The 19,991-nt window shown below is 64.0% G+C and carries 19 protein-coding genes; 8 read left to right on the forward strand and 11 right to left on the reverse strand.

The window, feature by feature from the left end:
* Positions 1–87 precede the first annotated feature (87 nt).
* Entirely contained in the window at positions 88–801 is a 714-nt protein-coding gene (gene bdcA, locus AC56LY_RS08170) for an SDR family oxidoreductase (RefSeq protein WP_499578203.1), read from the reverse strand.
* Positions 802–880: 79 nt separating this feature from the next.
* Here bdcA and AC56LY_RS08175 point away from each other — a divergent pair, with 79 nt between their 5' ends.
* Entirely contained in the window at positions 881–1,471 is a 591-nt protein-coding gene (locus AC56LY_RS08175) for a TetR/AcrR family transcriptional regulator (RefSeq protein WP_499578205.1), read from the forward strand.
* 241 nt (positions 1,472–1,712) lie between these two features.
* Here AC56LY_RS08175 and AC56LY_RS08180 read toward each other — a convergent pair whose 3' ends face one another.
* Positions 1,713–4,943 (reverse strand): di-heme oxidoredictase family protein, encoded by a 3,231-nt coding sequence (locus tag AC56LY_RS08180; RefSeq protein ID WP_499578206.1) that lies wholly within the window; start codon positions 4,941–4,943, stop codon positions 1,713–1,715.
* A 306-nt stretch (positions 4,944–5,249) separates the two neighbouring features.
* On the opposite strand from AC56LY_RS08180, the gene AC56LY_RS08185 reads away from it, so the two are divergent.
* The gene (locus tag AC56LY_RS08185) at positions 5,250–5,939 is read left to right on the forward strand and encodes a hypothetical protein (protein ID WP_499578209.1); all 690 of its coding nucleotides are present in this window, start codon (positions 5,250–5,252) and stop codon (positions 5,937–5,939) included.
* 132 nt (positions 5,940–6,071) lie between these two features.
* A complete protein-coding gene (gene cyoE / locus AC56LY_RS08190) occupies positions 6,072–7,034 on the forward strand; it encodes a heme o synthase (RefSeq protein WP_499578211.1) in 963 nt (320 codons plus the stop codon).
* 924 nt (positions 7,035–7,958) lie between these two features.
* Here the strand turns inward: cyoE and AC56LY_RS08195 are convergent.
* Genes AC56LY_RS08195 through AC56LY_RS08210 form a run of 4 tightly spaced genes read right to left on the reverse strand, consistent with a single transcriptional unit; the run spans position 7,959 to position 11,053 of the window.
* Complete coding sequence (locus AC56LY_RS08195; RefSeq protein ID WP_499578214.1) at positions 7,959–8,672, reverse strand: glycosyltransferase family 2 protein; 714 nt, start codon at positions 8,670–8,672, stop codon at positions 7,959–7,961.
* Entirely contained in the window at positions 8,669–9,274 is a 606-nt protein-coding gene (locus AC56LY_RS08200) for an SAM-dependent methyltransferase (RefSeq protein ID WP_499578217.1), read from the reverse strand. The genes AC56LY_RS08195 and AC56LY_RS08200 overlap by 4 nt, the downstream gene beginning before the upstream one ends.
* On the reverse strand, positions 9,267–10,040 hold the full coding sequence (locus AC56LY_RS08205; RefSeq protein WP_499578219.1) for a PIG-L deacetylase family protein: 774 nt from the start codon (positions 10,038–10,040) through the stop codon (positions 9,267–9,269). Before AC56LY_RS08205 ends, AC56LY_RS08200 begins: the two co-directional genes overlap by 8 nt.
* The gene (locus AC56LY_RS08210; protein WP_499578222.1) at positions 10,028–11,053 is read right to left on the reverse strand and encodes an acyl-CoA dehydrogenase family protein; all 1,026 of its coding nucleotides are present in this window, start codon (positions 11,051–11,053) and stop codon (positions 10,028–10,030) included. Before AC56LY_RS08210 ends, AC56LY_RS08205 begins: the two co-directional genes overlap by 13 nt.
* Before the next feature lie 180 nt (positions 11,054–11,233).
* Between AC56LY_RS08210 and AC56LY_RS08215 the strand changes: the two genes are divergently transcribed.
* Positions 11,234–11,692 carry a DUF2721 domain-containing protein gene (locus AC56LY_RS08215; protein ID WP_499578224.1) on the forward strand — a complete coding sequence of 153 codons (459 nt, stop codon included), beginning with the start codon at positions 11,234–11,236 and terminating at the stop codon, positions 11,690–11,692.
* A 3-nt stretch (positions 11,693–11,695) separates the two neighbouring features.
* On the opposite strand, the gene AC56LY_RS08220 is transcribed toward AC56LY_RS08215, so the two are convergent.
* Positions 11,696–12,607: an alpha/beta fold hydrolase gene (locus AC56LY_RS08220; RefSeq protein WP_499578226.1), complete on the reverse strand. Its 912-nt coding sequence runs from the start codon at positions 12,605–12,607 to the stop codon at positions 11,696–11,698.
* A 129-nt stretch (positions 12,608–12,736) separates the two neighbouring features.
* Here AC56LY_RS08220 and AC56LY_RS08225 point away from each other — a divergent pair, with 129 nt between their 5' ends.
* The gene (locus AC56LY_RS08225; protein WP_499578228.1) at positions 12,737–13,324 is read left to right on the forward strand and encodes a CGNR zinc finger domain-containing protein; all 588 of its coding nucleotides are present in this window, start codon (positions 12,737–12,739) and stop codon (positions 13,322–13,324) included.
* 114 nt (positions 13,325–13,438) lie between these two features.
* Here the strand turns inward: AC56LY_RS08225 and AC56LY_RS08230 are convergent, their stop codons facing one another.
* Positions 13,439–13,819: a translational machinery protein gene (locus AC56LY_RS08230; protein WP_499578230.1), complete on the reverse strand. Its 381-nt coding sequence runs from the start codon at positions 13,817–13,819 to the stop codon at positions 13,439–13,441.
* 181 nt (positions 13,820–14,000) lie between these two features.
* On the opposite strand from AC56LY_RS08230, the gene AC56LY_RS08235 reads away from it, so the two are divergent.
* Positions 14,001–14,414 carry an Rrf2 family transcriptional regulator gene (locus tag AC56LY_RS08235; protein ID WP_499578232.1) on the forward strand — a complete coding sequence of 138 codons (414 nt, stop codon included), beginning with the start codon at positions 14,001–14,003 and terminating at the stop codon, positions 14,412–14,414.
* A 33-nt stretch (positions 14,415–14,447) separates the two neighbouring features.
* On the opposite strand, the gene AC56LY_RS08240 is transcribed toward AC56LY_RS08235, so the two are convergent.
* Positions 14,448–15,395, reverse strand: a complete 948-nt coding sequence (locus tag AC56LY_RS08240; RefSeq protein ID WP_499578234.1) for a LysR family transcriptional regulator — start codon at positions 15,393–15,395, stop codon at positions 14,448–14,450.
* A 97-nt stretch (positions 15,396–15,492) separates the two neighbouring features.
* Here AC56LY_RS08240 and AC56LY_RS08245 point away from each other — a divergent pair, with 97 nt between their 5' ends.
* Positions 15,493–16,743: an SGNH/GDSL hydrolase family protein gene (locus AC56LY_RS08245; RefSeq protein ID WP_499578236.1), complete on the forward strand. Its 1,251-nt coding sequence runs from the start codon at positions 15,493–15,495 to the stop codon at positions 16,741–16,743.
* Positions 16,744–16,755: 12 nt separating this feature from the next.
* On the opposite strand, the gene AC56LY_RS08250 is transcribed toward AC56LY_RS08245, so the two are convergent.
* Positions 16,756–17,766, reverse strand: coding sequence for a tyrosine-type recombinase/integrase (locus tag AC56LY_RS08250; RefSeq protein ID WP_499578238.1), 1,011 nt, complete (start codon positions 17,764–17,766; stop codon positions 16,756–16,758).
* Between the two features lie 536 nt (positions 17,767–18,302).
* Between AC56LY_RS08250 and AC56LY_RS08255 the strand changes: the two genes are divergently transcribed.
* Positions 18,303–18,983: a TMEM175 family protein gene (locus tag AC56LY_RS08255; RefSeq protein WP_499578240.1), complete on the forward strand. Its 681-nt coding sequence runs from the start codon at positions 18,303–18,305 to the stop codon at positions 18,981–18,983.
* A 6-nt stretch (positions 18,984–18,989) separates the two neighbouring features.
* On the opposite strand, the gene AC56LY_RS08260 is transcribed toward AC56LY_RS08255, so the two are convergent.
* Positions 18,990–19,952 (reverse strand): alpha/beta fold hydrolase, encoded by a 963-nt coding sequence (locus AC56LY_RS08260; RefSeq protein ID WP_499578241.1) that lies wholly within the window; start codon positions 19,950–19,952, stop codon positions 18,990–18,992.
* Between the last annotated feature and the right edge of the window lie 39 nt (positions 19,953–19,991).

Genomic DNA, 19,991 nt, shown 5'->3' on the forward strand with positions numbered 1-19,991 from the left:
GTATATATTCAATCGGCGGTGGAACCAAGAGAAACTGGTCAAATGCCGGAAGGCCTGGTTCCAGACGCTGCCTGCCGGTGTCAGAAATCAGGCACCGAATGCGCCGTCGATGGTGTGCATGGACCCGGTGACGAATCCGGCCTCCGGTCCGGCCAGCCAGGCGACCATGCCCGCAACCTCGTCGGCCCGCCCAAAGCGCTTGATGGCCATGAAGCTGTGCATGAGGTCTCTCATCGGCCCATTGGCCGGGTTCGCATCGGTATCGATCGGCCCAGGCTGCACGACATTGATCGTGATACCACGCGGGCCGAAGTCGCGCGCAAGTCCGCGTGCCAAACCCTGCAAGGCGGACTTGCTCAGCGCGTAGGAAGCCATGCCGGCCACCGGCATCCGGTCGCCATTGACCGACCCGATCACGATGATGCGTCCGCCTTCCGGCATTTGCCGCGCCGCTTCCACCGCAGCGTGATAGGGCGCATGGACATTGATCCGGAACAGCCTGTCAATGGCGTCCGGGTCCTGGTCGAGCGCATCGCCAAAGATCGCGATGCCGGCGTTCACCACCAGAATGTCCAGCGGTCCGCTCGCGCGCACCTGCGCGATCACGGCGTCGCGGTCGGCACTATCCGTCATGACCGCCTTGCTGCCCGTGGCAGTTGCCAGCTCGTGCGCTGCTGGCGCTGACTGGCCATAGGTGAACGTGACCAGCGCACCTTCGGCAGCGAAGCGGCGGACGATCGCCGCACCGATACCCCGGCTGCCACCCAGAACCAATACTGACTTTCCCTGAAACGATGACATGAGACACTCCCTGTTGATTAATGTAAGATGAGTTACATAATATATCCACAGAAAATTGCTCGTCAAGGATTATGTAAGAATGACTACAGATATGGCCAAACCCCGGGGACGTCCCCGCAACTTCGATATCGACCAGGCCGTTGCGAGCGCCCAGCGTCTGTTTCACGCGCGCGGCTACGATGCGGTCGGCATCAGTGACATCACGCAGGCGCTCGGCATCAACCCGCCCAGTTTTTATGCCGCATTCGGTAGTAAAGCCGAACTGTATGAACGCATCCTCGTGCGCTATGGCAGCACAGGCACGATTCCACTGCAGACGTTGCTGGTAGCGGATCGCCCCGTCGCGGCCTGCCTCAAAGCGGTACTGGAGGAAGCGGCGCGCCGGTATGGCGCCGATCCGGAAGCTGCCGGCTGCCTGGTGCTCGAAGGGATTCACACCAAGGATGCGCAAGCCTTCTGCGCGGCACGTCGCGTGCACAGTGCAGCCGAGGCCGCCATACGCGACTATATTGCGCAGCGCTATCCGGACCAGGCCGAATATCTGGCCGATTTCGTCAGCGCGACAATGACGGGACTCTCCGCGCAGTCCCGCAACGGCCACGGCGTAGAGCGCCTCCTGGCAACTGCCCGACTTGCCGGCCTGGCGCTGGAGCAAGCGCTGCCTGAATAGTACAGCCGGGGTCTACAGCCGGGGTCAGGTCTGACATTCAGACACGGCCTCAGCCTGAGCTACGGCCAATGGTGTCATGACCAACATGAGCATGGCCCGGTCCAGATGGTTTCGACTACCCAATTGTCGAGACCGTGTCCAAATGTCAGACCTGACCCCGGCTTTCACAGTGCAAAATATGCGAGGCGAAAAAAAAGCGCCGGGCTGCGAACCCGGCGCCATCGTCACAGCGGATGTGACATTACAGCGAGCGCAGGAACGCCAGCAACGCCTCGCGTTCGGTCGTTGCCAGCTTCTCGAAGCGCTTGCGCGCGGCAGCGGCCTCGCCGTCGTGCCACAGGATGGCTTCGCTCAAGGTGCGTGCGCGGCCGTCATGCAGGTAGCCGACCTTGCCATCCTTGCCCATCACCTTGTCGCTGTAGCCGATGCCCCACAGTGGGGCGGTGCGCCACATGCTGCCGGTGGCCTGGCCTTCGACGTAGTTGTCCGCCAGTCCCGGGCCCATATCGTGCAGCAGCAGGTCGGTGTACGGCCGGATGGTCTGGTCGCGCAGTTCGGCGAACTGGTGGTTCGCACCGGTCTTCATCGACGCCGTGTGGCAGGCCACGCAGCGCATCGTCTCGAACAGCTTCTGGCCGGTGGCGACCTGGCGCGTGTCGACCCGGTGCTCGTCGAGCGGCGCGACGCCTTTCGGGAAGCCGCTCGCCAGGCTGCGCTGGGCCGGTACGGCCAGCAGTGCCAGATAGTTGGAGATCGACTGCAGCTCCGCTTCCGAGATCCCGCGCTGGCGCTGCGCCGTGGCGCAGGCGGCCGGGTTGGCGTCGCAGGCAAGGCTCGGGTAGACGGGCGAGGTCACGGCCATGTCGGCCAGCAGCGCCGACGCCGCCTGGTGGCGCAGCGTGGCCTTCGACGCTTTCCAGCCGAAGCGGCCCAGGCGCACGGCGCCGGTTTCCGGATCGAACACGAAGTTGGCCGTGCCGCGCACGCCGTCGCCGTCCGGATTTGCGCGCACGCGTGCCAGGATGTCGGCCTCGGGAATGGCTTCGAGCAGGCCGGTGCCGATCATCGGCTGGGCCGCGCGCAGCGAGACGGTCTCCGGTACCGGGCCGTCAAAGGCGATGGTCGGCTTGCGCAGTTCGACGTTCGTGCCGTCCGCCAGCTGGACAACGCGGGTGTCGAAGCCCGTCACGCGCACGCCGGTGCCCCAGTTCTGCGGCGTGCCGTTGCTCGAGACCGCATTCATCTGCACCGTGGTGCCGTAGGTGGGATGCGGCAGTTGCTGGCCTTGCGGACCGACGCGCGCCACACGCACCGCCATGCCATCGAGGCGCTGGTTGATCGCCGCTGGCGCCGGGCTGCGACCGTTGCCGACGTGGCAGGCAATACAGGCCGACTGGTTGAAGCGGCTGCCCTGCAGACCCACTGCCGCTGCATACCGGTCGTTGCCCGCTTCATTGTGCTCGCCGGTGGTGAAGTTGGTGTGCAGCAGGCGGCGGCCTTCGACGAAGCGCTGCATGTTCTGCATGCCGACGTTGTTGTGCGGCTGCTGGAACATGAACAGGCCATTGTCGCTGTAGTTGTACGACACCGAGCCAATGCCGCCGGACAGTACCTCATCCGGCAGCGGCACCGAGTTCAGGCGCGGCTGTACGCCGTACCATGGGCGCAGGCCCTGGCCGACGACGTAGCTCCATTCCTGCGAGTAGTAGCGGATGCCGCCCGTGTCGCCCAGCGCGCCCAATGCCTCGCGCGTGGTGAAGTAGGACGGCGAGACTTCAATGATGTCGCCCTTCACGAGCGGCCGCCCCGGCACGCTGCGGCCGGTCCTGAAGCCTTCGCTATTGAGTTCGCTGTGGCCCGGGTAATCCTTGACCAGCAAGGTGCAGCCGCCATTGATGCCGTTGGCGCTGGCCAGCCGGTTGTTCTGCGGGTACGGCGTCGGCTTGCAGATCGGGATATCGTTGTCGACCAGTTCGCCGGGCCGCATCCAGCCATAGCCGGTCGAATGCGGTTCGTCGAACTGGCGGAAGAAGGCAACGCCGCCCTTGAGGAAGTCGACCGTCGTGTACTGGTTCACGACCAGCATCGGTTGCGTGACGCCCGCGACGCGGCTGTTGTCGATGATCTCGACGCCCCAGGTGCGGTTCTTGTGGTACTGCGGCACGAACGTCAGGTAGTTGCCCGGACCCTTGTCGAGCGGCAGGCCGGTGGCCGGGTCGACCGTGTCGTTCGGGCCGTAGCCGATCTCGTTCCAGTCTTCGCCGCGCTCGCGGCCATGGCGCGCAAGGCCGCGGGCGCCAAAGCGCGTCACCAGCGTGCCGTCCGCGAGCGTGAATTGCAGCGATTCGATCGGCTCGGCGCTGCCAGGCAGCGGGCTCAGCGCGCCGCCATTGGCCGGGAACGCCACGGCCGACGTCGGCGCATCGGGCAGCGTGTTGTCGCTGCCCGGCGACTTGAACTCGACTTCGAACAGCGAGTAGCCGTATTGCGTGGCGCGGGCCACGCCCTGCAGGCGCAGGTAGCGGGCCTGGAAGCCCAGGTTGAAGAATTCCTCGACGCCGCCCTTGCCGGTGCCGACATGGCGCAGCTGCGTCCACGTCACGCCATCGTTCGACGTGAGCACCGTATAGACCTTGCCGTACGATTGTTCCCAGTTCAGCTTCATGTAGCCGATTGCCGTGGGCGCGCCGAAATCGAAGTTGATCCAGGCGCCGTCTTCCGGCCGGCTCGACCAGCGTGTGCCGGGCTTGCCGTCGATGGCCATGCCGGCCGCCATGCCGCCGTTTTCGGGTGTCGACGAGGTTGCAGCGACGGGCTTGACGGCCACGCCGGGGTGGGTCAGGTCGATCGGCAGCTGTGGCGCTGGCAGGTCCGGGTCGGGTGTTGGCGCGGCCGGGGTGCCGGTGAACGCCTGGATCTCGAGGATCGAATAACCATACTGCCCGGCGCGCTTGACACCTTTCATGCGCAGGTAGCGGCCCTGGCCGTTCAGACCCGTGAAATCCTCAACGCCGCCGACGCTGTCGGTGACGGTCTTGATGGTGGTCCAGCTGCCGCCGTCCTCCGACACTTGCAGCAGGTAGGCGCTGGCGTGGGCCGCTTCCCAGTCGATCCGCACGCGGGTGATCGTCTGCGTCGCACCGTAGTCGAGCGTCAGGGATTCATCGTCGGTGAAACGGCTGCCCCAGCGCGTGCCGGCATCATGGTCGATCGCCGCCGGCCCATCGAGATCTGGCCGCTCAGCCGAGCTGGCCTGGGCCTTGACCGGGGTGAGCGCCGTCTCGGTGCTGGCGAAGACGCCGGCCACGGTCCTGAACAGGCTGGCGCTGGCGTTTTGCATGACGGCGACAGGCGACTCGCCATTGCCGCCGCCGCAACCGGTGAGTAATACCGAAAGCAGCAGGGTGGGCGCGTACGGCAGGCCGGGCATGCGGATGCGGCGTGACGACTGCCCGCGAGGCAGTTGATCCATGGTGGAACTCCTTGGTATGAACGTCAATGGGTGAACTACAAACGTGCTTTCCGCATGCCCCGGTCATGCTCGCCGACCGGGATCGTTATAATTGCTATATGGCAATTGTTAACCATAAGGTAACCGAGCGGCTCAAGACGTGTCAAGGAATCTGCGCGGATGTGACACTTCCGTTGCACCTGGTAGCAATAAATACACGGCAAGCCCGTCGCATTTCTCGAAAAACCAATCGTGCGCGACATGCCAATTCGTACAATTGCGAATCAGCCCATTCAGATGGGCAACAATTGTGTAAACGGAGAGACGATGGGGCGATTATTTTTGTGGGCGAAGATGCGCCCGGCGCAGTGGGCGCTGCTGGCGGCACTCGTGGCTGGTTATCCCGTGAGCTTGCTCCTGCCGCTGGCGTGGGGCCGCGAGGCAGGCGTCCTGGAAAACGCTCAGGTGGTGGTGTTGCTGAGCGGCTTTGTACTGGCGGTGGTGGTGTTCTTGCGCCGGCGGCCCGAACGCACGGCGATGCTGGCGCTGTGGGCCGCACCCGTCTGGCTACTGCTGGCGGGCCGTGAGCTCAGCTGGGGCCGCGCCTGGCGCGCCGTGCCCGGGTTCGATGCGGCGGGCAGGGCGCTGCCGCCCGAGCCGCTGTGGTTTCAGCCGCTGGTCTGGCCGGGTGCGGCGCTGCTGATCGGCTGGCTCGCGTACACCGCCTGGCATTACCGCATCGACGAGGTGGTGCGCCTGGCGTTCGTACGCAGCGCGCCGTGGCTGCTGCTGTTCGTGGCGCTCGGCGCGGCCGTGGGCTCGACCTGCGCCGAGGGGCATATGTCGTGCCATCTCGATCTGGTCGCGTCGCGGGCGCAGGTCTTCGAAGAACTGGTCGAACTGCTGGCTTACGTGGCGCTGTGCAGTCTGCAGGCAGTCGTGTTGAGGCACCGGGTGGCGGCCCTGGATCCAGGTCGCGATCATGCGGTCGATGCTCGCGCAAACCAGGTGCGCTGAGACGGATTGACTGGCGGCGCGCATGTGGCTCGCTTGGCAAGTAGGACAAATTGCCCGTTGGTCGCGCCGCCGATTTCCTCTAGCATGACGGGTTCTGTGAACTGACCACCTGCCCGCAGCGGTCGCCCGATCATGTCGAATTCAAAAGTTGTCGAAATCCCGCCGGCCGCGCTGGCTATCCCTGACGTCGTTGCCAGCGCGTCGCCCGCGGCTGGCCTGGTGCAGCGTGCCGGTCAGTACTGGACGCTGACCAAGCCGCGCGTGACGCTGCTGACCGTGTTCTGCGCCGTCATTGGCAGCCTGCTGGCCACCGATGGCGCACCCGCCTGGTCCGTGTTGCTGTACAGCGCCGCCGGTATCTGGCTGCTCGCCGGCGCCGCTTTTGCCGTCAATTGCCTGTTGGAAGCGCGGGTCGACGCACGGATGAGCCGTACGGCCCGGCGCGCCACCGCACGCGGTGACCTCGGCCCACTGCATACGGTGGTGTTTTCGCTGGCGCTGGGCGGCGCCGGCGCGGCCTTGCTGTACACGCAGGTCAATCCGCTGACGATGTGGCTGACGCTCGCGACCTTCGTCGGCTACGCCTTCATCTACACCTTGCTGCTGAAACCCGCCACACCGCAGAACATCGTGATCGGCGGGTTTGCCGGCGCCATGCCGCCAGCACTGGGCTGGGCCGCGGTCGCCAATGGCGTGCCGATCGAGGCCTGGCTGCTGGTGTTGATCATCTTTTTGTGGACGCCGCCGCATTTCTGGGCGCTGGCGATGGCGCGGCGCGATGACTACGCCCGCTCCGGCCTGCCGATGCTGCCGATCACGCACGGCATGGCACATACCGGTCAGCAGGTATGGCGTTACAGCGTGGCGCTGGCACTCGGGACCGCGCTGCCCTGGGCGGTCGGGATGAGCGGTCTGTTTTACCTCGCCTGCGCGTGCGCGCTGAACGCCGTGTTCCTGCGTTACGGGTGGCTGGTCCACAAGCATTACAGCGACGCGATCGCCCGCAAGGCATTTGCCTGGTCGATCGTGTATCTGGCGCTGCTGTTCGGCGCGCTGCTGGCAGACCATTACCTGACCCTGTTGTTGGCGGCTTGAGGCGCTCTGGGTATGCGGCCTCGACCGACCGACAGGATTCCGTCCTGGAGTAAACCGGTCCCTCGTGACAGTCCGTGAATTGTTCAGTTTGGCAAGCTGCTATGCTCAGCCTATAGGCCGGCTTCGGCTAAAAGCGAACTTTCACAAATGTCCGAGGATCAAGCCATGCCCAAGCTCACGCACTGGATCATTCAGTACCTCGTTGCGGTGTCTAAGTCTGCTTTGGATCGTTTTCGGCCTGTCGCGGTCAGACTTGAACTTTTCAATCTAGTGACCTGATATGCTCAGCTGAACGGCTCGGTTCGGCCAGAAGCCGTCGTTCGCATTTTCTGGCCCTTAAACGTCTTTTTGATTTTACTAAGATGATTCCTTCGGAATACCCAAAGGTCGGCCATATACGCGCTGACTCGATTAGCGTCTTGGTCACGTGGTTTTTCATGGGGCTGACAGGCGTTCTGTGGGTGTTACAAGCGGTTGGCATGTACGCTCTGAAACCTGCCGTAGATGTAGCGCTCTGGGCTTTTTTTCTGGCGGCAGGTGTACACGTGATGCTAGCGTTTCTGCACAAATGCCCTGGTTGCTCCAAGCATCCCACTATCCAGGGTTTCAAACCGCCGCATCCGGCCTCGCTCAGCCAGTCTCGCGCTCAAGGCTGGGCGGGCGTTGTGATGAGTGTCGTGTTCCGGAAGTGCTTTGTCTGCATTCATTGTGGCGCCGAGTATCGAACATAGCCCACCCCATGAGATGAACGGCAACTCTAAGAGCTGCGTGCAATGCGCGGGATGGTCAGTCAAAACACAGTGTTCCGCTGGGCGGCGCAGCTGCTGGTGGACGGCATGCAGATTGCTGCAGGCCGCCGGGCCACTCGCCGACTGACTGAGGCTCATCTGCGTTGACGGGTTGGCAGTACGTTCCTGACGACACTCAGGTCGTCGGGAGGGCCGCTTCCATCTCGCAGGTCACGGCCAACAAGGTGTCGCCAAAGCCGCCGCGTGCCCGCGCATCGAGCCTGGCGCTGGTAAACACGCGTGGCAGCGCGCTCCAGGCGAAGCGCGCGCCCGACAGTTCCAGCGCCCGCACCAGCAGCACGTCTTCATGGCAGGCCACTGCGGCAAACCCCCCGGCCGCCTGATAGGCCAGCGCGCACACGCCCAGGTTCGCGCCGTGAATGTGGCGATGATCGTCGCGGTCGTGGTAAGTGCGCGCAAAATGTTCGCGCAGCAGTTGCGCCTTGGCGGCGTGGGGCGACCAGTCGTCGACCGCCACCGAGCCGCACACGACGTCGGCGCCCAGCGCGACCTGCATGGCCAGCCATTGCGGCGAGACGCGCGTATCCGCATCGGTGAATGCCAGCCAGCGCGCCTCGGCGGCAATCAGGTGCAGTGCGCCCGTCGCGCGCGCGCTGCCTACCTGGCGCGCCGAGATTTCCAGTGCATCGAGCCGGCAACCGGCCAGCGTGAACGCCGCCTGCCATCCGCGCACGACAGCGGCGGTGCCATCGTCGCAGGCGTCGAGCACGACGCACACCAGCACCGGTTCGCCAGCCAGCTGCACATGCGTCGCCGCGTGCAGGACAGCCTGAAGGCAGGCGCCCAGGCATGCTTCTTCGTTGTGGGCGGGGATCGCGACGCCGATCATGCGCGGTCTCCCTGTGTCGATGCGAGCGGGCGCCAGATGTCCAGCACGAATGCCTCGTCGCGATGGTGCAGCGCGCGCCGCACGCCGGGCAATGCGTCGGCAATTGCGTGCACGGTCGCGGTTGGTGTAATACGGTCGTCGAAGTCGTGCAGGTAATGACACAGCACCAGTTCGCCATCCGGCGCCAGGTTGGCTGCGGCGGCCATCAGCATCGAGTTGATCGCGTCCTCGTCGAAGTAATACGCCAGTTCGCTCAGCACGATCAGGTCGAAGGTGTCGTCCAGCGGCCAGTCGACCGGCAGGCGACGCGTCTCGAAGCGGATACCGCGCGTGGCGGCGTCGGGTACGCGGCGGCCTGCTGCGTCCAGCGCGCTGGCCGCGCCGTCGCAGGCCAGCAGGCGCTCGCAGCGCGCGCTCAGCGCGATGCTCATTTCACCATTGCCGCAGCCAGGCTCGAACGCGCTGCGGTAGCGTCGTTTGCCCAGGCTGGCGAGCAGGATCGCGCGCTTGCGCTGTTCATACCAGGCGCCGCGCACATCCCAAGGGTCGTCCGATGCGGTGTACAGGGTTTCGAAATGGGCCAGAGGTTGGGCGTCACGCATGGTCGGGAAAATAAAGCTCAAAGGGGTGCAGGAGGCGTTCCATTGCAAACGCCGGCAGGATGGGCGCCGCGCCGCTACTGGCGTCGCCCTCGATCTGGCTGTGAAAGCACCCGAGGGCGGCACGCTTGCGTGCCAGTGCGTTGGCCGGCACGGGCAACTTGCGCGCCTGGTGCAAGGGCATCGCCCCGTCGCCCGGCGCACTCCAGTGCCAGCCCCAGACCGGCGCCTGCAGCACGCGGGCGCCGCGCTGACCCGCGACGGTGCTGCAGGCCAGCGCCGTCGATTCGTGGTCGGGATGGCCATCGAAGCGCCAGGTCGTGACGACGATGTCGCCCGGCTCGATGATGGCCGCCAGCTGGCGCTCGAGTTCCGGTGCGGCAGCGGTGACGCCGCCATCGGGAATATGCAGTCGCCGCACGCGGCTGGCGTCGATGCCCAGGTGGGCCAGGGCCGCATTGGTTTCATCAGTGCGTGCGTGGCGCAGGCGTTCCGGTGGCCACGCCGGCGAGCCGGGATGGCTGCCTTCACCATCGGTGACTGCCACGATCAGCGGCGCGTCGCCCCGCGCGGCGACCAGATGCAGCAAGGCGCCGCAGGTCAGGATTTCGTCATCGGGATGGGGCGCGACCACGACCACGCGCGCGCCGGGCGGAATCAGCTCGTCGAGCGTGATCGGCACGACCGCGGCCAGCGCGGCGTCGCGCGCCCAGTCGCTCGCTGCCGGGCCAGTGCCGCCGATATGCCGCGAGCGGTTTATAAGGTCCATGGTGCAATCTCCAGCGCCGCGACCAGCTTGCCGACAGCTTCCAGGTCACGCTCGGCATGACTCTGGCGCATGAAGACCGGCAGATCGGCATACAGCTGCGCAAGGGTGGCGTCCTTGCACAGTGGACCAGCGCCCAGTGCGCGGCCCACGGCGTGCAGCACCGTGTTGGCGGTGGCTTCGACGCTCAGTCGTACCGTCATCGCGGTGCGCATCGCATTGACGCCGGGAGCATTGTCGATGACGGCCGCTGCTTCGCGGATCAGCGCGGCGCAGCCCTGCAACGCTACTGAGACCTCGCCCAATTGCGCCAGGCGATGCGCGTCGCTGCGCTCGGCGAGTCGTTCACGCAGCGCATCGGCCAGGCGCGTGGCGGCGCCAAACCAGCATGCAGCCACGCCCGCGCCGCCTTGCCAGAAGCCGGCCCGCTCGACATAGAAGCCCGGGCCCGCCAGCGGCGTCGCCACCACATCGTCGAACCAGACGTCGACACTGGCCGTGGCGCGCATGCCGACCGCGTTCCAGCCATCGTCGGTCACGCGCACGCCGCGCTGGCGCAGGTCGACTGCGGCCAGCATCGGCGCGCCGTCCGGATCCCAGCAACTGACCACCGCATGCGTGACACCGTGGGCGCCCGAGCACCAGGCCTTGCGGCCGCGCAGAATATGGCCGTCCTGCGCCGGAAGCAGTTCGAGGCGTGCATCCGGCGGCTCCGCACACCAGGTGCCCCAGGTAGCTTCGGGCATGTCCGCAAGCACCTGCGCTTTCGCTTCGTACAGGATGGCCACGGCGTCCGTGTGACCCTCGAACACCTTGGCCAGAGGCAGGTCATGTGCGCCGACGGCGGCCAGCGCCTGCCAGCGACCGAGCGTCGCGCCATGGCCGGGCAGGGGAAGACGTGTGTGGCCGCCCTGGGCGAGTTGGACGAGTGCATCTAACGGGGGTATCCCGGCGAGACTGGCCAGGCTGCTGCGCAGCGTGGTCAGTCCAGGGGAAGTTGAAACGGGAGTCTGCATGGCATCGACGTGTTTTTATTGCAACAGTCTGATGCTAGCAGGCGAGGCAGCATTCTGCCTGTTCGCCATGTCACACAGTTTGGCACTATCTGGTCGGGGTGAAGCGTTGCTTGTCTCTCGTGTTTTGCATATTGATACTGCTACACTGCCGTCATCTTTCCCTCCATGGACGGCATTGCAATGAACATCCAGCTCGGCGATATCGGTCAGGTCATCCAGCTGGCCATCGCGCCCGTGTTCCTGCTTGCCGGTGTGAGCATCGTGCTGATCGTGCTGACCAACCGGCTTGGGCGCATCATCGACCAGATGCGCTTGCTCGAAGATCGCGCGGTCAAATGCGTCGATGCCGAGTGTGTGGCAGCGCTGAGCAATCTGCACCGCCGCTCGAACCTGATCAATATTGCCATTGCCGCCACCACCCTGTGTGGCCTGCTGATCTGCATGGTGATCGCCATGCTGTTTCTCGGTGACGCCACCGGCCTGCCACTCGTCCATCTGATCGCTGCCAGTTTCATTGGCGCGATACTGGCATTGGCGACCAGTTTCATGTGCCTGATGCGCGAGATGTCGATTTCGTATCGCCTGATGCGCGAGCAGCAGATGGTGGCAATGGCGATGTGCGCGGAACGCACGGTCTGACCGTTATTGCATATTCTCGCGATTTTTCCTGACGTGCTGGTCGAGAAAACCGCGCATGGCATCGGCGATTTCGGGGCCGTGGGTTTCCAGCGCAAAGTGACCCGTGTCGAGAAAACGCACCTCCGCATGCGGCAGATCGCGCACGAACGCGTGCGCGCCCGCCGGCACGAAGAATGGATCGTTTTTGCCCCAGATCGCCAGTAGCGGCGGTTGGTATTGGCGGAAGTACGCGTGCAGCTGGGCGTACTGCGCGATGTTCTGTCCGTAGACGACCATCAAATCGAGTTGTGCATCGACCCCGATACGCTCGGTGGCGCCGAATGCCAGCGCGTAGCCGTCGGGCGCAACACGGGAGACATCCTGGACGCCTTCCGTGTACTGCCACTTCGTCATCTCGAACGAATTGAATGTTCGGAGCGCTTCGCGGTTCGCGGGACTCGGATCGGCCCACGCGGCGCGCATCGGCGCCCAGCCCGGGCTCAGGCCTTCTTCGTAGCCATTGCCGTTCTGGGAGACGAGCGCGGTGATGCGTTCCGGATGGCGCACCGCCAGACGCCAGCCAACCGGGGCGCCGTAGTCGAAGACATAGATCGCATAGCTATCCAGACCCACGGCAACTGTGAAGGCGTCGATGACGTCCGCAAGATGCGCGAACGTGAAGGCGAAATTGGGGTCGGTGCGCGTCATGCCGAAGCCTGGCAGGTCGGGCGCAATCACGCGATAGTTGGCGGCCAGCGCCGGGATCAGGTCGCGGAACATGTGCGATGACGCCCCGAAACCATGCAGCAGCAGGACGGCGGGCGCGTCAGCGGGGCCGGCTTCGCGGTAGAACACGTGGGTGCCATCGATGTCGATCGTGTTGTAGCGTACGACCGGTGTGGCCACGGTGGGGGATGGGGAAGACGGGTGAGACATTAGATTTCTCCTTGGACGCATGATTTTGAATAACCACAAAAACTGTTTTTACAGGTTATTGGCGCATTCTTGCACGTTTTGAGTAACCCTTCAAGTATAATATTGAAGGTTATCTAAATGGGGAGCAGGATGGCAGACACAACGCACATTGAACTCGAGGTGGCGCCGCTGATCGCCGACCACCTGGCACTTGACATGCTCAATACCGAAGCTGGTACGGGCGCTGCGCAACAGGATTTTTGGCGCGACATCGATGCCTTGCTGGTCTGGCTGGAACGTTGCGGTATCGATCCGGGCTTGCAGCCCGGATCTCTCGCGGCCGACTTCCTGGGCGAAGCGACGGTACTGCGCGCTGCCGCCCGGGATTTGATCACGCGCCGCACGCAGGGAAAGCGCGGCGATCCTGCGCCGCTCAACCAGTATCTGAAGGCGATGGCGTCGACGCCCGTTCTGGCGTGGGACGAGGCGCAGCCGAGGCTTGTGCGACAGGGTGCAGCGCCATCACCGGCCCGAGCGTTGGGGACCCTGGCCGAGGCCGTGGCGACATTGCTGGCCGATGGTGATTTCGCGCTCGTCAGGCAGTGCGAGCATCCGGACTGCGTTCTATGGTTCTACGACCGCACGAAGTCGCACCGGAGGCGCTGGTGCAGCATGGCGCTGTGCGGCAATCGTCACAAGGCAGCGCAGTTTCGGGCGCGAAACCGGCCACCAGCTTAGGTACCTGAATTGATACTGCTGAAGTTGCGGTTAATGCGCAGGCGTTAAAAAACCCGCTGTGCCGTCATGGCAAGCGGGTTAGTCGCGCGCTGGCGCTGAACGACTGGCAGCGATTTACTGCATGCCGCCGCTGCTGATGAAATGTTCGCGTGCGTAGGCAAGCAGCTGGGCTTCCGATGGATGATCCACGGTCTCCACTGCCTTGATCTTGTCGGCGATCGCCGGCATCTTGCTCGTCAGGTAGCTGACAAACGCTTTCTTTTCTTCGGCCGGGCCGACCACCAGGATCTGCTCGCTGTCAGTCAGTGCAGCAGCGATGTCCTTGTAGAACAGCGTGTTATCGTCGCCGTTGACGTGATTGTCACCATGCTTCTGGTGAGGATGCGGGTGGGTCGAGTGCGTTTTCATCGATTCCGATTCCGACGCATTCTTGTCGAAGTGGATGACTTGGGCTTTGGTGTGGTCGAGCCAGACGACGGCGTTATTCAGGGACATGATTGCTTTCGTAATGTAATGTGCTTTTAGCATAGCGCATGTGTCGTCATGGGTGGGTGCGCTACCACACGCACGTCCGATCACAGCCCTCCAAACTGAAACTCGACGAATTGCATTCACTCTCGGAGGATATCGATACTCCTGAAGTTTCGGTATCATGGCGTCAGGAGGGTTTCAACAAATGAGAGCAGACTTCAGACTGGCGCGCATGCTGCACGTCCTGAGCCATATTCACGGTCGCACGAACACCACGAGTTCCGAGGAACTTGCTGTCATGCTCAATACCAATCCCGTGCTTGTGCGCCGGATGATGGGTGGGCTGCGCGCGGCCGGGTATGTGACATCGACCTCGGGGCGTAATGGTGGCTGGGTATTGGCCGTCAATCCCGACGACATCACGGTGCTCGACGTCTACCAGGCGCTGGAAGAACCCGTGATCTTCGCGATCGGCGCAAATGTCGATCATCCGGGCTGCCCACAGGAACAGGCCATCAACGGCGCACTTGAAGTGGCCATGGCCCAGGCGGCCGGGACGCTGCTGCGTGAATTCGGGCAGGTGCGCCTGTCTGCCTTCATTACGCCTGCGGCGACGTAGAAAGCGCGCATGGCGCTGGAGATCGATCCGCCGTTAGCCAGCCATTGACGCAGACAGTCGATCGCTTGCCGGCGCCGGCATCGCCACATGAAACCCGCCCAGCTGCCTGAATTGTTCCACCGTGAAATCGATGAACGTCTTTACGCGCAGCGGCTGGTAGCGGCGCGACGGTGTCAGCACGTACAAGTCCTGGTGGCGAGCGGCCCAGCCTGGCAACACCTGAACCAGTTCGCCACCCGTCAACAAATCGTGGATCAGCCAATCGGGACAGACGGCGATGCCGCTTCCAAGCACGAGCGCTTCCCGGATCGCCAGCGCATTGTTGACGCGGTACCGGCTGCGCACCGGGACCCGGATCGCTTCATTGCCGCGATGCAGATCGAGCGTCGTACCAGGCGTCCAGGCAAAGCGCACGACGTCATGGCCGGCCAGATCGGCCGGCTGCTGTGGCACACCACGTTGATGCAGATACGCGGGCGAGGCCGCCAAAGAGCGCGGGATCGTGGCCAGGTGGCGGCCGGTGACATCCGGCGGCAGCGGTCCGCCAAGCCGGAACGCGATATCCACGCCTTCTGCGACCATGTCGATGTAGCGATCGTCCAGTACCAGCTCGATCTCCACGGCCGGATGCGCTGCCAGAAAGCGCCCAACGATCGCATTGATCCGGTGTTGACCCAGGCCCACCGGCGCATTGATGCGTAGCAGACCCGACAGCTGGCCATCCATGCCCTGGACAGTGCCGACGGCAGCGTCGAACCCGTCGAGCACCAGTTTGGCGTCCAGGTAAAACTGCCGGCCCTGTTCGGTTGGCGACAAGCCTCTGGTGCTGCGTTGAAATAGCCGCACGGCCAGATGCTGCTCGAGCTGGGCCAGCAGTTTGCTGACCGTCGGCTGCGTGGTGCCGAGTTCGCGCGCTGCAGAGGACAGGCTGCCCAGTTCGAGTGTTCGTACAAAGGTGCGCATGGCCCGGAGGGTGTCCATCTATTATTCTTGAATGGAATGAATGATGTTCGACTTTACCATCTTCCGGCTGCAATTCGAATGACCTACTGTGGTTCCTCCATCAACGAAGGATCCCATGAGCCACTACTTTCACACCGCTGCGATCTGGATCGCAATGACCCTTGCAGGCAACGCGCTGGCAGGGGAAGCACGAACCCATTGGGTAACGTCCTGGTACGCTGCCCCCCAGCCCGGCTGGGACAGCAAGTTCATCTTGCCGATGAATGTGCCTGCCTGCCTGGATGATCAGACCGTGCGGGAGTCTGTCCGCATCAGCGCCGGCGGGAATCGCATCAAGCTGGTGTTTTCGAATCGCTACGGCAAGGTGCCGCTCGAGATCGGCGCGGCCAGCGTGATGACGCGGTTGGTGACGTTTGCCGGCGCGCCGCATGTCGCCATCGCGCCTGGCGCGACGGTCACGAGCGATCCGATTGCGTTACCCGTCGCGCCGTTGTCACAGCTGGAGGTCACGACGTATCTGCCAAAACGAACCGCCGTCACCGGGTTTCACTGGGGTGCGTCGCAACGTGTCAGCGTCGCTGCCGGCAATGCCAGGCAGGCGCGCGATTTCTCGAACGCGATGCAAGTGGAAGGGCGCCTGTTTCTCAGTGCTGTGCTGGTCGACGCATTACCGGGTGGCCGCACGGTGGTGGCGCTGGGCGACTCCATCACCGATGGCAATGGATCGACACCCGACGCCGATCGGCGCTGGCCCGATTTCCTGGCGCGCCGGCTGGCGCCGCACGGCATCGCCGTGGCCAATGCCGGCATTTCTGGCGCGCGGCTCCTTAAAGATGGCATGGGCGAGCGCGCGCTGGCGCGATTCGAACACGATGTGCTGGGTCAGCCCGGGGCGTCGGACGTGATTGTCCTGTTGGGTATCAATGATATCGGCTGGCCTGGCAGTCCTTTCGCGCCGAATGAAACCATGGTGACGCTGGACCAACTGATTGCAGGCTTTCGCCAGCTTGCGGGCGCTGCGCATGCCAGGCAAATCCGCATCACAGTGGGCACGCTGCCGCCATTCGAAGGGGCGCTGGAAGGAACGCCGTTCGCCGGGCATTACAGCCCGCCGAAAGAAGCATTGCGCAAAGGGTTGAACGACTGGATCCGGCATGCTGGCATCTTTGATGCGGTGGTCGACTTCGACGCGGTGCTGCGCGATCCGGAGCGACCGCAGCGCATGACGGCCGCGTTGGATTCGGGCGACCATCTGCACCCGGGCGACGCAGGGTATCGAAGGATGGCCGATGCCGTGGATATTGGCCTGATTGTTGCGCGCCGTGCTGACGCCATTTCTGACGGTGCCTCGGCCCGGATTCAATGAGCCGGTCTCCGATTATCCCTTGTCGTCATTGCTCTCGCCCGGATCCGGCTTGACCCGCGTGAGCTTGTAGTCGGCCGCGGAGCGCTCGAGCGCCAGGCCAAGCACATCCTTGAGCTCATCAGGACTCGCGCCGGCGTCGAGTTGCTGCTTGGCGAATGTGTTGCGCAACGTGCGCCCGCCAGAGCGCGCCAGATCCATCCCGGCGCGCTCGAATGTCGCGCGCATCTGCACATAGACCGTTTTTCTTGTCATCCTGGCGCCGGCCGCATTGGCCGGGAAGACGAACTGCCCAGGAATGGCCAGCGTCTCGCGCTCGGCAAGCCACGGCAGCAGCTCATCGGCGCCGTCGCGGGGGAGGGTGATCGTGTGTTCGTGGCTGGTGTCATGCTTTTCATCTGGCGTGATGGTCAGAACGATCGAGCCATCGAGCGCCTGCTGGCGGCCGATCTCGGACATCAGCAAGCCGATCGCTTCCGAGACGCGCAAACCGGCCAGGGCGATGACGACCTGCATGGCACGGTCACGTCGGCGTTTCCAGCCTTCGAACGGGGTGCTGGTACGGCGCTTTGGCGCCTCCGCCGGCAGGGCTGCAAAGAACCGCACCAACTGCTCGTCGGACAATGTGCGGCCGGCGTCATCGCGCGTCATGTGGGCGCGATCGATGTGGAGAATCGCCAGCTGCGCAGGGTTGGGGTTGACGTCCAGATGCTCGTAGCAGCGCTCCAGCAGGCGCAGGTAGCGGTAGGCGATCTTGCTGTTCAGGATGAGCTTGCCTTTGGTCGTGCGCCCGATGAAGCGGGCCAGGTCGGCGTGGGTGACTGTGGAGAAGGTAAGGCCTTGTTCCAGCATCCAGCCGGCCACGTTGGCGAACATGAAGTTGTAGATCTTGGCTGATTCGGCTGACGGGATGCGCAGTGTGCCGTCGGCGGGAAGGCGACGACCGGTTTCGGCGAAGGCGGTCGTGGCGACAAAGGCCTTGAAGGCGTTGATGGGATCACGGTCCCATGAAGTTGGTGTGGACATGGACGGTTGGGTCAGATGAGGATGTGTCAGACTATCATAAAAAGGTAACTAACCAACATATAAATTACAACCAACTTCCGTATCAACAGTTTCGACAAAATCACAGACAGCAACTCAACAATAGGCGACCAGGAAAAGGGGCGGGTTGACGCAGTCCACTTCTCAATAGCCAGGTCAAGCCGGGCAAGCTGATGCAGGAGGAGGGTACGCTCCGTGACATCTCTGGCTACGCGTGGTTTTCTGGGAGGTTAGCCGGTGGGCCATGACGTCGAGCTGCTCATGGAGGAGAACGCGATCATTGCCTTGACCGTGATCAAACGACAGCAAACTAACCGAAACTCCAGCAATTACGGAAAACGTTTACTATGCCGCTCTTCATCATGCCCGGAGCACCACGCCGTGCTGGTTGTCGGAGGATTCGACAACAGACAACCGGCAGGCCGATGGGAAGAAACTGCGAATAGGACGCGGCCCGGCGGCCGCACCACTATCCCTTGATAGGGGGAGCGTCTTGTTTGCCGCGCTAAGGTGGCGGGATGGACAAGAACCGCACCGAGGCATTCAGCGATGGCGTCATCGCCATCATCATCACGATCATGGTACTCGAGCTGCATGCCCCCGCATCCAGCAGCCTGGCCGCCATGGCCGATGCCGGGCCGGCCCTGGCGCGCTACCTGCTCAGCTTTGTCTACGTCGGTATCTACTGGGTCAACCACCATGCGCTGCTGGACCGGGTGCGGCGCATCGATGCGCCGGCCTTGTGGGCCAACCTGCACCTGCTGTTCTGGATGTCGCTGATTCCCTACGTGACGGCGTGGGCCGGCGAGCACCCGATGGATCCGGTTCCGGTGGCACTGTACGGCGTGATCTTGATGAACTGCGCGCTGGCCTTCACGCTGTTGTCGTGGTGCCTGCAGCGCGGTAGCGGCGCCGCAGGCACCGCCTGGGACAGCCGCAAGAACCGCTTCTCGGTGCTGATGTATGCACTGGCCGTCCTGTTGTCGCTGTGGTCCACGCTGGCAGGTGCGCTGGTGCACATGCTGCTCGCACTCATTTGGCTAAAGCCCGACGTTCGCCGGCCACGGAGGTGGCAGACAGGGCAGAGACCCGAAACAGATAAGGAGAGCGCCTTGCTCGACCACGTGGCAACCCAGGTCTCTAAGCAACATGGCAAGCCACACCAGCCCCCGTGCGGGAAGCCGGCGCAGCGGGCCTGAGGCGCGTCAGGCTTTGATGAACGCCAGCAGGTCTTCGTTGAGGCGGTGCTTATGGGTGGTCGGCAGGCCGTGCGGCGCGCCTTCGTAGACCAGCAGGGTCGCGTTCCTCACCAGTTTCGCCGCCGCCTTGCCGGAGGCGTCGATCGGGACGATCTGGTCGTCCGAACCATGCACGATCAGGGTTGGCACGTTGATCTTCTTCAGGTCGGCGGTGAAGTCGGTCTCAGAGAACTGCTTGATGCAGTCGTAGGCGTTCTTCAGGCCGCACTGCATGCCCTGCGCCCGGAAGGTGTCGCGCACGCCCTGCGAGACGTTGGCGCCCGGGCGGTTGTAGCCGTAGAAGGGCAGCGTCAGGTCCATGAAGAATTGCGACCGGTCTTCCACCACCGACTTGCGGATGCCGTCGAATACGTCCATCGGCAGGCCGCCCGGGTTCGTGGCCGACCGGACCATCTGCGGCGGCACCGCGCCCACCAGCACCGCTTTGGCCACGCGTTGATTACCATGGCGACCGATGTAGTGTGCGACTTCGCCGCCGCCGGTCGAATGGCCGACCAGCACCGCGTGCTTGAGGTCGAGGTGCCGGATCAGTGCCGCCAGGTCGTCCGCGTAGTGGTCCATGTCGTTGCCGTTCCACGGCTGGCTCGACAGGCCGTGGCCGCGGCGGTCATGCGCGATCACGCGGTAGCCCCGCGCGGCCAGGAAAAACATCTGGTCTTCCCAGGCATCGCCCTGCAGCGGCCACCCATGGCTGAACACCACTGGCTGGCCGCTGCCCCAGTCCTTGTAGTGGATGACAGTGCCGTCTTCGACGGTCAGGTAGTTGCCGGCGCGCCCGCCCGGTGTGGACGGACGTTGTGGCTTGGTCGCGGCGGCAGCGTTGCCGGCCACCGCGAGGCCGGCGCCGATGGCGCCGGACGCAGCGCCCGCCAGCAGGCTGCGGCGCGACAGGGTAGCTTGGTTCGACATGGTGGATCCTTTCAGGTTGGACAGAAGCCTGTGCTCGCA

The organism is Telluria sp. ZT3P25 (assembly GCF_059685895.1).